Source organism: Ferruginibacter sp., from assembly GCF_028288465.1.
In the GTDB taxonomy this organism is placed as follows: Bacteria; Bacteroidota; Bacteroidia; order Chitinophagales; family Chitinophagaceae; genus Ferruginibacter.
In genome coordinates this window covers 1-16,335 of sequence record NZ_JAQBNR010000025.1, presented here as the reverse complement: position 1 = coordinate 16,335, position 16,335 = coordinate 1, and the positions used below count along the sequence as shown (strand labels likewise).

The 16,335-nt window shown below is 36.7% G+C and carries 9 protein-coding genes; 5 read left to right on the top strand and 4 right to left on the bottom strand.

The window, feature by feature from the left end; all coding sequences use genetic code 11:
* Positions 1-469 precede the first annotated feature (469 nt).
* Complete coding sequence (locus JWR61_RS13090) at positions 470-3,325, top strand: right-handed parallel beta-helix repeat-containing protein (RefSeq protein ID WP_301928226.1); 2,856 nt, start codon at positions 470-472, stop codon at positions 3,323-3,325.
* Positions 3,326-3,471: 146 nt separating this feature from the next.
* On the opposite strand, the gene JWR61_RS13085 is transcribed toward JWR61_RS13090, so the two are convergent.
* The 4 genes from JWR61_RS13085 to JWR61_RS13070 all read right to left on the bottom strand — a co-directional run bounded on the left by JWR61_RS13085 (position 3,472) and on the right by JWR61_RS13070 (position 8,334).
* The gene (locus JWR61_RS13085; protein WP_301928225.1) at positions 3,472-4,413 is read right to left on the bottom strand and encodes a hypothetical protein; all 942 of its coding nucleotides are present in this window, start codon (positions 4,411-4,413) and stop codon (positions 3,472-3,474) included.
* A gap of 14 nt (positions 4,414-4,427) precedes the next feature.
* Positions 4,428-5,465 carry an MBOAT family protein gene (locus tag JWR61_RS13080; protein ID WP_301928224.1) on the bottom strand — a complete coding sequence of 346 codons (1,038 nt, stop codon included), beginning with the start codon at positions 5,463-5,465 and terminating at the stop codon, positions 4,428-4,430.
* Between the two features lie 459 nt (positions 5,466-5,924).
* Positions 5,925-6,887 (bottom strand): hypothetical protein, encoded by a 963-nt coding sequence (locus JWR61_RS13075; protein ID WP_301928223.1) that lies wholly within the window; start codon positions 6,885-6,887, stop codon positions 5,925-5,927.
* 19 nt (positions 6,888-6,906) lie between these two features.
* Complete coding sequence (locus JWR61_RS13070) at positions 6,907-8,334, bottom strand: MBOAT family protein (RefSeq protein WP_301928222.1); 1,428 nt, start codon at positions 8,332-8,334, stop codon at positions 6,907-6,909.
* Between the two features lie 1,619 nt (positions 8,335-9,953).
* On the opposite strand from JWR61_RS13070, the gene JWR61_RS13065 reads away from it, so the two are divergent.
* From JWR61_RS13065 to JWR61_RS13050, 4 genes are all read left to right on the top strand, one after another.
* Entirely contained in the window at positions 9,954-10,841 is an 888-nt protein-coding gene (locus JWR61_RS13065; protein WP_301928221.1) for a lipopolysaccharide biosynthesis protein, read from the top strand.
* A gap of 26 nt (positions 10,842-10,867) precedes the next feature.
* The gene (locus JWR61_RS13060) at positions 10,868-12,118 is read left to right on the top strand and encodes a glycosyltransferase (protein ID WP_301928220.1); all 1,251 of its coding nucleotides are present in this window, start codon (positions 10,868-10,870) and stop codon (positions 12,116-12,118) included.
* Positions 12,119-12,301: 183 nt separating this feature from the next.
* Positions 12,302-13,318, top strand: a complete 1,017-nt coding sequence (locus JWR61_RS13055; protein ID WP_301928219.1) for a glycosyltransferase — start codon at positions 12,302-12,304, stop codon at positions 13,316-13,318.
* 539 nt (positions 13,319-13,857) lie between these two features.
* On the top strand, positions 13,858-16,335 hold a 2,478-nt coding region (locus tag JWR61_RS13050), incomplete at its 3' end, for a right-handed parallel beta-helix repeat-containing protein (RefSeq protein ID WP_301928218.1).

The following is a 16,335-nucleotide window of genomic DNA, read 5'->3' as shown; positions in this document are numbered from 1 at the left end:
GGGGTAAAAAAGCCCGTCCTTTTTGCGGAAATTTTCCAAATATCAACTTCGTATTTTCCGAAGCAACTGCCCAGTTTTACCCGATCTTTCCAAAACCTATTGTCTCAAATAATAAGGCACATACTTATGCGTTTCAAATTGGTCCGTATCCTTTAGCCAGTTAATCCCTGGTATAATTTTTAACCTTATATACAAATGCCATTAACGGCATTGTGCATATACTATATCCAATATTAAAAATTGAAAACTATGAAAACCATTTTACCTGTTCCCACCACCCTTTCGTATTTTTTTCGAACGAAATCATTTAATGCTTCGGTCTTTTAAAGTCAGGCTTTCGCATCTTAAGCTGCATTCATTGTAAGAAATGATCAGTTTAAACTGGTTATATCAGTATTATCCGCATTTCGGATGGAGTTGATATACTGGTAACGGAATTCTATAATCGAAAATAATCCTATCCCTTCCTATGAGACAACTATTTATTATTCTGCTAGTAATTTCTGCAAGTACTGTGCAGGCAAAAAACTATTACATTTCAGCAAAAGGGCTTGATACAAATACTGGCCTCTCACCCACATCTGCATGGCAAACCATTGCAAAATTGAATGCTTCATTTGGCATCATTGCGGCCGGGGATTCAATACTATTTAAAAGCGGTGAAACTTTTTATGGTTCCATTGTTGTCGGTAAATCGGGTACAAGCGGTAGTCCAATCGTTATCGGATCCTACGGTAGTGGTTCGCAACCTGTGATTACAGGTTTTACCCCGCTCACTTCCTGGACTACAATTGGCGCTGGTGTATTTCAGGTATCGGCTCCTTCCGTTAAAAATGCGGTGAACATGGTTACCATCAATGACATTCCTCAGGAAGTAGGGAGGTATCCCAACAGCGATTCTGCTAATGGCGGGTATTTAGTAACATCTGCATTTTCTGGAAACACTTCCTTATCGGCAGCAGGCTTGGGCACCACAAACTGGACAGGCGCTGAAGTTGTAGCAAGGAAGATGTCCTACATAATTGAAAGAAACCGTGTTTCATCGCAATCGGGCAATACTGTTTCTTATGTGCAAACAATCAAAACTATAAACCCCAGGAATTCCAGCACATCCGCACCTACTACGCCAATCTCGCCTGGGTTCGGTTTGTTTATTCAAAGAGATGCGAGGACGTTAAATAAATTTGGTGAATGGTTTTATGATTCAACGACGCACAATATGAAAATGTATTTTGGGAACGCGAATCCCTCAACTTATACAGTCCAGGCTAGTTCGATAGATACTCTTATCGACATTGGCACGCGTTCAAATATTACCATAACAAATTTAAGTTTAACAGGCGCCAATATGGCTGCCGTATTTTTTCATGATGGAAGCAATATTACGGTAGCCAATTGTACAATTACAAATACTGGGGCAAAGGCAATATATGGATGGTATTCATTCAACACCCTGTTGGTTGGCAATGCCATTAATTATTCAATGTGTAGTGCAATCGATGTGCGTGGACCAGCTACCAATGTAGTAATTACACAAAATAGGATAAAAAACACAGCCTTATTTCAGGGAATGGCAAGTTTTTATGATCCCGCTGATGCAAATGCAATCTATGTGGGTGTTGCTACAGGAGCCAGGGTTAGCCTGAACAGTATTGACAGCACCGGTTATAATGGAATTCATTTTGATGGCTCGTATGTCGACATCGACAGTAATTTTGTAAATTATTATTGTGCCAACCGAAACGATGGTGGAGGAATCTATACATTTAGTACAAGCAACAACAACCGAAAAATCAGAAACAATATTGTGACAAACGGCGTATTTGCCCCTTTTGGAACGCAGGAGCAAACTGATGCGCAGGCAATTTACCTGGATGGCGGCGCAAGAGGAGTAGAAATTACAAATAACAGCATAAGTACTATTGCCGGAACCGGATTTGGAATTTTTACTAATTCACCCAAGGATGTTGCTGTGAGAGGTAATACTGTTTATAATTGCAATGGATGGTATGTAGGCCGGCAATATAGCGATAGTATGTCTAATTTTTCCCTGAAAAAAAATATTATTGTTAATACGCAGATCACCCAGGTTTCAATGCTGCATACCCACACTGGACTGAATACGACAACGTCGCCGGTAGTGCAAACCATACAACAATCTTTACAATTATTAGGCCGGGTTGATAGCAATTACTACAATTCGATTAATCCAACCGGCTTTTCGTGGTATTATGCCTCATCTATTGGAGGCGGATTTACTTTTCCCCCAAATGTTAATTTTGATACGTGGAAGACTTATTCAAGCCAAGATGCTCACTCGTTATTGGTGTCCGCAAATACGCCGGCAAACCAACGATTTGAATATAATGCTACTGTAACACCAAAAACCATCTCGCTTGATGCAGTCTATATTGGAGTTGACAGTATCGTCTACAGTGGTTCAATAACGCTACAGCCTTTTAGTTCAGCAATCTTAATCAAATCAGGCGCACTACCGGTTGGCTTAAAAGCTGATGCGGGAACAGATATTTCTCTAACATTGCCAGTCAACAGCACCGTTCTGAAGGGAAGTGCAGTCGGAACTGTAACAAGTTATACCTGGACTAAGGTTACAGGGCCAGATCAATACCTTATAGCCACACCAAACAATCCAAGTACATCAATTAGTAATTTGACAGCTGGCACATATACATTTCAATTAAAAGTTGTAAACAGTGTCGGAGATTCAGCTCTGGCTTTTGTTAATGTAACAGAAGCAGGCGTGTTACCAGTTCAACTCCTCGATTTTTCTGCAAAAAATATTGATGAAAAAGTTCGCCTTCAATGGTCCGTTGCTTCAGAAATAAACGTAAGTCACTATGCAATTGAAAGAAGTGGTGATGGCCAAAATTTTGAAAACATAGGGGAACTGGCGGCAAATGGCTTCGCGGAAATACAGATCAATTATGCTTTTACTGATGAACATCCATTAAAAGGAACCAATTACTATCGGCTGGTTATGATAGACAATGATGCGACGTTCGACTATAGTAAAACTGCTTCCGCCTTTGTGAGTAATGTACCATCATTTACTTTGTTCAACGTAGTGCTTAATGCGAGCAGCAACGATTTAAAAATAAATCTTACCACTAATTATCAGCAAAAAATGCAAATTCTATTGGCAGACGTTAGCGGCAGAATAATTTATACAAGCCAGGTTGATTTACAAAAAGGATTTAATTCAATCAATAAAAAAGTACCCGCAATAAATACAGGCATTTATTACACCAAGCTTAATACCGACCAGCTGGTTGTTACTACTCCTGTTTTAAGTGTGCAACAATAGTTAGAAGCCAGGTAACAATTGCATAAATCCGGCTTGCTGTTTTTATAAACAGCAGCCGGATTTTAGTATCCTGTAATTTTTAAGAAATTGTGAATTTTTTAAAGAAAGTTTTAATCGGAAAACTTAGATTAAGATAGATTGAAAAGTCACTGAAATCTTTTTTTCAGTGTGTCAATTATGACGTTTGAAAATTTCTCAACCCCTCTTATATTCAGATGCCGGAAGTCAGCAAATAGCGCAGGATAGTTAGTGAAGCTTGTATCTGCTGAATAATCCAGAAAGCGAATATCATTTTGTTGTGCTAGTCTTTTGCCCTCATTTATAGAAGCATCTACCCCTATGCGATGGATTTGGTATGGGGGACAAATTACAACCAACTCAACTTTACGATTTATACATTCTTGCATAAGCGACTTATACACTTCAATTTTAACCGGGTCTAATTGCTTTTCTTTTGTATAATCAAATGTTTTCAGCTCTCCTTCAAAAGTTTTCTCAATTGGTATAAATCCGTTTGAATTGCTGTATTTAGCTTTGTTACTTTCGCGGTTGCCTGCTACGATAGAAAGAGGCAGCGAATTAAACGGGTAGATGGATGACAATAGCTTCATTTTTTCGAAAGGGCTCTTTAGTTCAACAATTGAATGTATTTCAGGGTGACGTTTGTAATATGGTAGCAGCGCGGCAATTCTATCATAGGCCTCAGCATTTATGCTAAAATTACCTGCGTCAAAACTAAGAATGACAGTCTTTGGTGTATACCTTTTTAATGCTGCTTTAAGTACCGCGTAGTGATAAAATATAGGTTCGCCGTATCGTCCTGCATTAAAACATGACAATTTTGTTTGCTTTGCAAAAATGTCTGTATTGTAGATATTCACAGCTCTTGAAGATCCTAAAATCAAGATATCCGCAGTCGTGTTTTCGATAGCGCAAGTGGTGAGATAATCATACCCAGACTGCTGATTAAAATAATATTTATTAAGTATTGCACCTGCAGTAAAATCGACCAGTGATATAATAAGCAAACATGCCGCAAGCTTTAAGAAAAAGTTTTGCAGTGATTTTTTTTTTGTTGTATTTGTCATTTCTCTGCCATCTTTTAAAATTGAAAATAAATGAATTGTCCTCCATCAAATACACCCAGCAGCATAATCAATATAATTAGTAAAGAGTAATAAGAGTTTCTTATCCAAAAATTGGGATGATGAGACAGCGTAAAAGATCCTCTGTAGAATTCTTTTTTCAGCTCTACGGCAAGCAAAAAAAACACTGCGAAAAAACAATAAATAAGTATGGAGGTACCACCGTTAAAAGGTGATCCATTAAAAGACAGAATTTTTTTTATAATTAAAAAAGCATCTCCAATTGTTCTCGATCTGAAAAATATCCGTGAAAAAGTAATCAAACAAAATGTGATTAAAATTTGTGAAAATAAAAATAGCTTTGGATGCTTGCTAATGCCGACAAAATTGTTAAATCTGTCACGGGTCTTTTGCGTCATGATCGCAAAAACCAGGTAAAAACCGTTAATTCCGCCCCAGATAACATAGGTCCAGTTTGCTCCATGCCACAAACCACTGATTAGAAAAACAACCATCAGATTAATATACCACCTGGGAATTGAAACCCTGTTTCCTCCCATTGGGAAGTACAGGTAATCTTTAAACCAGGTGGATAATGATATATGCCATCTTTTCCAAAACTCGCCTGTACTCTTGGCTAAAACAGGGCGCCTGAAATTAGCCATCAAATCAAAGCCCATCACTTTTGCGGCTCCGATGGCAATGTCAGAATACCCTGAAAAATCACAATATACCTGAAAGGAAAAAAATACTGTAGCCAATAATAAAGTCATTCCATCTTGCTCCGGCACGTAGTTGTAAGCATTATTCACATATACTCCTAACCGATCGGCGATGACTAGTTTTTTAAACAGACCCCATATCATGATCTTTAGTCCCTCAAATACACGGTCGCTGTCGAAATGATGATGCTCCCTAAATTGGTGTAATAAATTTTGGGGCCTTTCAATTGGCCCTGCAACAAGCTGCGGATAAAACATCACATACAGGGCATATATTCCAAAATGTCGCTCTGTTTTTTGATTCCCCCTATACACTTCGATAGTATAACTCATGGCCTGAAATGTATGAAAGGAAAGACCAATAGGCAACAAAATAGATAGATATGGAATTGGGTTAGATCGTCCAAAGCCATGAAGCAGATACGACAAGTTTTCGTTAATGAAATTATAGTATTTAAAAACACACAAAATTCCAATATTGGCTACCAAGCTGCAAACTAAAAAGAGTTTGCGTCTTTTCCCATTGGAATTTTCAATTAATATGCCGGCAAAATAATCTACTACGATAGTAAATCCCAAAATACAAATGTAAATAGGAACAAACGCCATATAAAAATAACAGCTGCTCAATAATAAAAGTAGCCACCTTTTATTATGAGGTAAAATAAAATAAAACGTTGTAACAAGTAAGAAGAAAAATAGAAAGTGAAATGAATTAAAGAGCATTACCGCGATTTTTGTTAATTATTTATCTATGAACAGCAATTGAATCAGCATTCATCTCTAAATCTGTTAACGAGCGTTGCTGTTAATTTTAGATAAAAGAGTATCGGCCACCTTGTTTGAAAATATTTCTGAACCGCTTACATTCACATGTATCGTGTCGTCAAAAAATTTTGAATTGCTTAAAAACAATTTGTCCTTTGAAAAATCTATGAAGTCAACTTTCCTTTCCTTCGCAATTTCTTTTGCAATCTGCATAGATGTATCCTCTCCCACTGCACGAAAAAAATAAGGCGAACAAACGAGGTACAATTTAATATTTGCTTTCAAACAATCGTTTATAAAGGACTTGTAACAGTTGATTTTGTTAGTGTCCACTGCATACTTATTTTTAGACAAGTCAACAGTTCTTATAGGTTCATCCAAAGCTCCGGTTAACGGAACATACCCTTTGATATCTTCAAACCGCTTCTTATTAAAGTCGGTATTGCCGATTGCAATTTTAAAAAGCATTGAATTAAAGGGATACACTCTTGACTGCAATTTCAGTTTTTCAAAAGGGCTCCTTAGTTCAATAACAGGACGCATCTCAGGATGGGTGGTGTAGTATGGTAACAGAATCGACAGTCTGTCGTAACTGTCCTGGCTTTCTCTAAAAACATTGTTTTCTACATCAAGTATAATAATTTTGGGAGTATACCGCTTAAGCACCCCTTGTAACACTCCATAATAATAGAAAACCGGTTCTCCATCTCTCCCAGTATTATAGCAGGTGAGCCCTGTTTTCTTTTCAATATAGTCTGGGTTATATTGCTGCTGCGCTCTTGAGGCTCCGAAAATCAATACATCTGCCCGGGTATCCTCAATGGAATACTTGGTTCTGTATTCCCACCCCGAAGATTGTTTAAAATAAAAATAATGAAATATTCCGCCGACAAAAAAATCGGCTATAAAAGCGAGGATTATGAATGCTCCTGTTTTGATAAGCAAATGTTGATATCCATTTACTGCGCTAAGTTTTTTAAATCCCATTTCTATACTTTGAGAATAATCAAAATTGAAAATAAATAAATTCACCTCCGTCAAATACGCCGGCTATTAAGATGATCAGTAATAACATGCAATAGTAACAGTTACGGATCAGCCAATTTTTATTATCGGAAAAAGTGAATAGATGGTCGAGATATTCCTTTTTGAATTCCACCAGCATAAAAAAAACTATTGATGCAATTGAAAACAAAATAATGGAAGGATTTTCGATATATATGGCACCTCCCCGTGCGGTAAATATCCTTTTTATGATTATAAAAGCTTCTTTTAAACTGGTGGATCTAAAAAAAATCAGGGAAAAACCAAAATAGCCAACCGTAAATAAGATACCGGCTATACTGTTTGCCAAAGAAGGGATTTTTTTTCTGATGTATTTCCGCTGTTTCCGGGTAAAAAACTCAATGGTGAGAGCTAGCCCTTGCAAGGCACCGAATACAATGAATGTCCAATTGGCTCCATGCCAAAACCCCAAAACTACAAAGGTTAAAAAAAACGCATAAACAATACCCCAACTACCCCAATCTCTTTTTGCAACTGCAATTGGGTTGTAAAAGTAATCTGCAAACCAAGTGGATAAAGAGATATGCCATTTGCGCCAAAATTCAGTAACTGACTTGGCAAATAAAGGCCTGTTGAAATTTTGCACCAAATCAAATCCGAGTATTTTGGCAAGTCCAAGTGCCATATCCGTGTAACCTGAAAAATCAGCGTACATTTGAAATACGTAAAAGATAGTGCCTGTAATCAAAGTAAGTCCGTTGTGATGGTCGGCATTTCCTAACACGGCATTCACATAAATTGATAACCTGTCTGCAACTACTAATTTTTTAAATAAGCCCCATACTAGTAGTTTTAAACCCGTACTAACATTGCTATACTCAAATTTTTTTGTTTCACTTATTTGCGGAAGAAAATGATGTGCTCTTTCCACAGGTCCGGCGATTATTTTTGGGAAGAATAGTAAAAACGTAGCAAGATGTCCCAGCTTTTTCTCGGCTGGATGGTTACCTCTTTTGATTTCTATAAGATAGCCGATTGCCTGAAAAGTAAGATAGGATATCCCCAAGGGAGCGGCAATATTAACTAACAAAGAATTGGCAATTGGTGGGCCAGCATGCAATAGCTTTTGACGAGAAAAATTGATGGTATCAAAAACAATTGAAGTAAAAAAGTTAGTGTATTTAAAAAAAATAAGGAATGCGACATTTGCTATAATTGTAAAAACATATAGTCGAAAACTCTCTTTTTTGTCCCCCTGTTTTTCAATTTCGATACCACCATAATAAGTAAGTAATACAATACTTGCGGCAACCAATATATATATAGGCGAGGTAAACATGTAAAAATATATACTTGCCCCAAGTAGCCAGATATATCGGTATTTAACAGGCAACAAATAATTAATCACTGCCACAATCAAAAAAAACAAGGCAAAATTTAGCGAAGTAAAAATCATGTACTATTATTAGTTAATCTGGATGCTTAAGTTAAAATAACCTCCTTTATTTACAGCTTATGGTCCTATCGGGTATAATTTTCAGTTGGTTTTATTACTGATACTCCGATATTTCTCCCGCCTCAAAATTTCTTGTAATGAACCCTTTATACTATTTATCAATAGAAACCCTCAGTTAATATTCCAGTCCGTTCAATCTACCCATTCTACCGCCGCCGCATTGGATTTTCATTCTAGTTGAGTTAACAAACTTCTAAGTTTTATTCAATTTTTCATCCTATCTCCGATGCTACAGGATTATTTATCATTATGATAATTTTCTTACTCCTTGCCATTTTTCGATAACAATTCCCATTAACCTATGAATCAAAGCTAAAATAGTGATTTTTTTCCCATTTCATTTTTTGTGAAAACCTTATCGCTACATTTTAAAAGAATAAATAGTTTTCTTTTTCAAAGTTGCCAATACTTCGGGTAAAGTTATAAAATTCACTGTTTCGTTATTTTGTGACAAACATAATCAATTGGGTAAAAGTCCTATAGCCGGATTAATAGATGTAACGTTATTATCGTTAATTAGCAACGTAGATAATTTAGATCATCAACAAAAATGTAAACCAACAATAGAACGCGAAAAATAAAATTAAAATTTACATGTTATAGTAAACAGTTTAAGTTTGCATTTTTAACGTGCAGCAGGGATCAGGCAAATATATTTATTCAATAAAAAAGGAAGGCAATCTCATATCATGCACTCCGGATTTTATTTGCTTCACCTATTTCATATTATAAAAAAATAAGAACGATAAGAAAACGTTGTTGCTTTAATCGAATTGCACTGTTTTTTTGAAATGGGGCAACTAATTTGCACCGAAACGATTTTAAGCTTATCGAGAATATATTAAATTATCATTAATAAATCAAATAATACTGTGTCGCGTACAAAATATACCCTGATAAACGCCCGAGTCAATATAATTTTCTATGTAATATTATTTTTCGTATCGCTTTTCTCCCGCAAGATATACCTCACTATTTTAGGCAATAGTATTGTAGGCTTAAACTCTACTTTACAAAACATCCTCGGAATATTAAATTTAGCAGAATTAGGAGTTTGGTCCGCTACAGCCTTCGCGCTATACAAATTCATTCACGATAAGAATCACGAAAAGATAAAGGAGGTCATCACCATATTCGGCCATTTTTATAAGATAATAGGATATGTTATAGTGGGACTTAGTTTAATTGTGGTTTTTTTTCTACCATATATTTTCAAAGAGAGCGGCATAAGTATTTACTTTGTGATTGCAGCTTTCCTGACATTTCTCTATTCAAATCTTCTTGGATTCTTTTTCAATTATAAGCAAATTTTAATTGTTGCCGACCAGCGAAACTATGTAATCGTAATTATTTCAAACACGTTCATGGTGTTAAAGATTTTGATGCAGATTCTGTTTTTGTATCTTTTTGAAGGCAGTTTTTACATATGGTTGCTTATGGAAGTTATTTTCGCAACTCTTAACACAATTTTTTTAAACCACTATGTAAATAAGTTATATCCATGGCTACGACTACAGAAATACGATAAAGCAATGCTGAATTCCCATACCACTTTATTGAGGGATATAAAGCGGTTAATATCGCACAAATTTGCAGGTGTCGTAGTATTGGAAACCGACAATATTTTCATCTATTTATTTGCAGGTTTAATCCAGGTAACTTACTACACCAATTATACGCTCATTATATCAAGATTAGTAGGTTTACTTAATTCCTTTTTAAACAGCGGAGTGGCATCTTTGGGCAACCTGGTTGCAAGCAGGGACGTTGAAAAAATTAATACTGTTTTTTGGGAATTGCTAACACTTCGATATTTTTTTGCAGGCATTATCATGGTTTCCTCTTATTTTCTCATAGACCCTTTCATCACCATCTGGCTGGGAAAAGAATATGTGATCAGCGGCACAATATTATTTCTTATACTATTTAATAGTTATGTTACAATTACACGCTATTCAGTAGATAGCTTTTTAGACTCTTACGGATTGTATGGTCATGTTTGGGCGCCGTGGGCTGAGGCAGGGCTAAACCTTTGTATTACGTTAGTGTTGGGGTATAAATACGGAATAATTGGTATACTAACTGGCACGGCAGTCAGTACGATTTTAATTGTATGCATCTGGAAGCCATATTATCTGTTTTCCAGTGGTTTTCAAAAAAGTGTTTTAAATTATTGGGCTAATATTTTTAAACACATTTTAGTCTTGCTGCTAACATTTACGGTTGTTTTTATAGTCAATAGAAATATTTTGCATGTCGCTATTACCTACATTCAATGGATAATCAATGGAATTTTTATTTTCATGTCATCATTTTTTATTTATGGAATACTGATATATGTAACCTCATCAGGAATGCGGTCGTTGACCACAAGAATGTTAGGTCTGACAATCAAAAAAACTGAAGCTCCCATATCCTAAACTCAAAAACCATCAGCTTTATTAAAATGAAAATTCTCTTTGTTCTTGGACTGGAAGTAAATCCAAAAGTTGGAGGCGTTGAACGTGTGACTCATGTCCTGTCTCACTATTTTGTAAAAGAAGGTATTCAAGTTGGTTTTTTATATTTCACCTTGCAGGAACTTACTTATTACGAAAGTGATGACAAAATAGTAAACTATTTTGTACCTGATACTACCCAAATCAGTACAGATGTTAATATAACGTATGTTCATGATGTAATCGTTTCGAATGATTTTAATATTATTATAAATCAGGGTAACATAGCAAATGCCGTTACGCTTTTAATTTCGAAGGCTGTTGAAGGTACATCCTGTAAAATCATATCAATTCTGCACAATACACCGCTGATTTTTACCCAATTTTATGGACAATACAGGCAAACGTTATCTCAATATTTGCAATTGCAGAACAAGAGTATAAAGAATTCCATAAAAAAAAGACTACTTATATTCATGGCGTTTAGCGAGTATCAAAAAACCTATAAAAGGTATGTCAGACTGGCGATTCAATCAAGCGAACGTTTTGTATTACTGTCGAAGGGCTATGTTCCGCTACTCAATAAAATTTCAGGAATTAAGGACAATCAAAAGATAATAGCTATCCCGAATCCATTATCATACAACGACCACTATGCCGTGGCTGAAATCTCAAAGAAAAAAAATCAGGTAATTTATGTTGGCAGGCTGGAATTCAATCAGAAAAGACTGGACCGGCTATTGAATGTTTGGAAGATGGTAGAAATGGATTTTACTGACTGGCAGCTAATTATTGTTGGAGGCAGCCTGCATGGTGAGCAAAGTGACAATTCCGATTATCAAAATATGGAATTACAGCGGCTAAAGCAATTAGCCAAGCATCTAAAATTGAATAAGGTCATATTTGCGGGAAATCAGGATCCGGTTACCTTTTACAAAGAGAGTAGCATATTTTGTTTAACATCAAGTTATGAAGGATTTCCTATGGTCCTTATAGAAGCTGTTCAATACGGCGTGGTGCCCATTGTATTTGGCAGTTTTGAAGCAATTTATGATTTGATCGACAATAATATAAACGGCTCCATCGTCACGCCGTTTGATTTGAATGAATTTGGGGTAAAACTTAAAGAACAAATGGGAGATAAACAAAAAAGAGAAAAAATGGCTGCCGAGGCCTTACTAACCTCAAAAAGATATACTATCGATGTAATAGGACAAGAGTGGATACAGACGTTTAAGAACGTGATTGCCGGGCAATAAAAAGAAAGGATTCCCTTATGGAAAACAATTTCGCTTCTGGCGTAATTTGAAAGTGCGGCAATTTATTTCTAAAATGTAAACTATTCGTATTATAATTTTTTTTACCTTGGTTTACCATCAACATGCCATTATCCCAGGTAACCTCCGTAATATATACTAAATTTATTATAAAATAATACTTTAATGAGATTAATATTTACAGTTTGTAGTGAACCAAAGAATAACGAATTTATGATCGACCATTTCGCACCGAAGGGTTTTGAATGTGTTTCACTGGGTATGAAAACCTCGATGAAAAACAGAACTGTCAGTTGGCGAAGAATTATCCTATATTATAAATACATACAGGTTGCAATTGCCTCAATACAGAAGTCAAAACAAGATGATTTGATAATCGCACAGAATTTTGTCATTGGCGCGTGGACTGGCTTCTTTTGCAAGCTACTGGGGATTAAACGCACTATTTTATCTTTAAACATGATTAGTCACGACAAAGGATTTATCAACACCATAGTGCGAAGGGTTGTTTACAATACCGCTTTTAAATATCCATATTTCTATATTACTGTAAATTCCAAAGGACTAATTGATGTATATTCTAAAGAATTTAAGATTCATGTAGATCATTTTTACCTGCTACATGATGCAATAAGAGAACATTATGAGTCAGCACCCTTTAAACCGGGTGATGGGTCGGTATTTTGTGGTGGTGAGGCGATGAGAGATTGGAATACACTCTTTAATGCGGCTAAGTTATTGCCAAAAGTACCATTTACTGCTGTTGCCAGAAAAATTCACTTTGATTTATCACTGGAAATTCCTGAAAATGTGACGATGTATTATGATTGCGAATTTGATTTTTTTTATCAAAAATTGACTGAATCCTCTGTTGTTGCCATGCCGTTAACGACAACAGCTCCTGCAGGTTTAACCGTAATGATTAAGGCTGCACTTTTATCGAAGCCTATTATAATTACTGCTACTCCATCAACCAAAGACTATATAGAAGATAATGTAAATGGAATTCTTCTTGAGAAAGGGGATGAAAAAAGGTTGGCTGCAGAAATTATCCGCATTTTGAGTGATGATACTGTTGCGGAAAGACTTACTACCTCCATGACAAAGTCTATTAAAGCTTTTTCAATGGAGAATTATTTTGGTACTATGGAAAATATTGTGAGGCAACTTGTAAAAGTATAAAATGGCATTTTATTTCCAGATAAATTACCGGAGTGACCTACCATTTCGAATGATTTTGTACCCCACAATTCCGCATGCTGCTTCCCTGCCGGGGTGAATATTATCACTAGTTTCATTCTCCTCCCTCCTGCAATACAGATATATTAAATTTAATACAACTGTTTAACCCGAGTTGAACTCGAGAGCATTTAGTTATCCGGCAACAGGCTTAAATTCGACCATTATTGCTTATTAACACTTAGACGATTTTGTTGATAAGTTTCCACTCTGACATGACTATTTTTTTTAACAACTAATTCTATTAGGCATGGTATTTGTTAAAATAGTTCTAACAAATTTAATTCCAATATCAGTCTCACTCCTTGTGCGCAGAAAATTTCCAAAAGTGTTTATCTGATAACTGTTAAAAATTAAAAATCTGTAATTGCATTATAATGAAAGTTATATTAAACATATCATAAAAATATCCCCCCGAGAGTATATCGTGTTATCATCCAATCGTCATAAACAAAATTTCAAACAATCTAATTGAGAAACTCATGGTTTTAGAATCTACTTTTTTTCAGCGTACTCCCCGTATTCTTCATGGCAGGAGACGCGGTATGTTATTACTGGCTTGTATGCTGCTCAGTTTTGCGGCTAACGCAAATACCTATTATATTTCAAGTTCCTCGGGTAACGATGGATATTCCAGTAGCCAGGCTCAGAATCCTTCTACTCCCTGGCAGAGTATCAATAAATTAAATTCATTTTTTGGGAGTCTGCAACCAGGAGACAATGTCTTTTTTAAACGGGGAGACACTTTTTACGGATCTATTGTTGTAAGTAGGTCCGGAAGTTTTGGAAGCCCGATTGTGTTGGGTGCTTACGGAACAGGAAATAACCCCGTAATCACAGGTCTTACCACTTTAAATTCCTGGAACTCAATTGGTAATGGAATTTTTGTTTCTCCGGCTTTAGGCGCCAAAGCAAGTGTCAATCTGGTTACACTGAATGGTAAGCCTCAACAAATAGGCAGGTATCCCAACGCAGATGCCCCCAATGGTGGCTATTTGACTTATGAAACTTATACTAATCTAAACACAATTACTGACAATCAGTTAAGCTCTAGTCCCAACTGGACGGGAGCTGAAGTTTGTATCAGAAAACAACATTTTCTACTTGAACGGTGTTTGGTTACGGGACAATCCGGCACGAATATTTACTACACCCCAACGACTCCAATCAACCTTGCAGATGGTAATGCATCTGTTGGTGCTCCTACAGATGGCTTTGGGTATTTTTTCCAAAGAGATGCACGAACACTTGACCAACAGGGCGAATGGTACTTTCAGCCAAGTACAAAAAACCTTCAAATTTACCTTGGTGCAAATAACCCGTCAATGTATAACATTCAGATAAGTACGCTAGACACACTTATCAATCTTAAAAATTCCAATTTTATAACAATATCGGGGCTAACCCTGGAAGGAGCCAACCTGGCGTCAGTGTATGCCCGAGACGGGGGGAACATCAGCATTCAAAATTGTTCCATCTCTTCTTCCGGAGCAAAAGGGCTATTTATTTTTAACTGTCCAAATGTATTAGTAGACAATCTTAACTGTGATTACGCTTTATCGAACGGGATAGATATTACGGACAGACTTACACAAAATGCTACTGTCACCAATTCAACCATTACGAATACAGGAACATTTCCAGGTATGGGTTCCAACTGGAACAGTGCTGATTACAAAGGTATATTTGTAGACGTAAGTTCAACTGCACTCTTGCAATATAATAATGTCACAAATACCGGCTATACGGGAATCCATTGGCAAGGTAATAATGTATTAGTAAAAAATAACCTGGTCAACGCTTATAATTATGTAGTGGAAGATGGCGGGGGGATATACACTTTTTCAACCAACGGGCAGTCATATTCTGGCCGGGTTGTAAGCGATAATATTGTTGTAAATGGTATTGGTGCACCAGCCGGTACAGGAGGCGATACAAACGTTCAGGGAATTTACCTGGATGGCGTTACCATGAACGTGGATGTACTCAACAACTCCGTTGCTAATGTTGCCAGTAATGGGTATTACATGAATAACCCAACCAATGTAAAAATTAACGGGAATACCAGCTTTAATAATGGAAGTGCAATTGGAGTTTCAAAATACTGGGACGGGCCAGCACTTACTAACTTTAGCATCACGAATAACGTGTTTTACCCAAAACTACCTAACCAGTACAGTTTCTTCTATGCCAATACCGGCTTGGATTATCCATACCCGACCAGTATTGAAACAGCCATGCAGCAAATGGGTACAGTAGATAATAACTATCTAAACCAGCCCGACGCTGCAGGATATGGCTATTATTACAAACCTACTGCAGCGGGAAGCTACACATTCCCTCCCCCGATGACATTTGCCGGATGGAAGATCGCCACAGGTCACGATTTGGCCTCCAAACTGCCCCCTGTTGCTATTCCAGCTTATACATTAAACGGTTTAACAAGTGCTAACACTGTGATCAATGGTACTTTCAATAGTGATATTAGTAGTACTGGTTTTTTTGCAGATAATGGTAACAATACCTCGAGCTGGGATAACTCCGGAAAAGTAGGTAGCGGCGGAGCATTAAAATTGGTACCAGGCTATTCCACGGGTAGCTTTACTTTCGTATCAAAAACGGTTGGCGCCGTATCGGCCGGTCAGAAATATATTGTGCGTTTTTCTACCGTCGGATCCACCGAAAATGGTCTTGTCAACGCGCTGATCAGGCAGACGAATGGTGCTTATGCAACCATATCGGACAAGCCCAGCCGTACTTTTGGCATCGCAAAGGTGGATCATGAAATTTTATTGACAGTATCTGCTTCAGAAGCGGATGCGACATTGCAGCTTGAATTTCAACAAACTTCAGGCGCAACTTATATCGATAATATTCAATTTTATGCCGCGAATGCTACACCTATCGACATCAATTCAGTTCTACGTTTTGAATATAATGCTACTAAATCTGCCGCAACG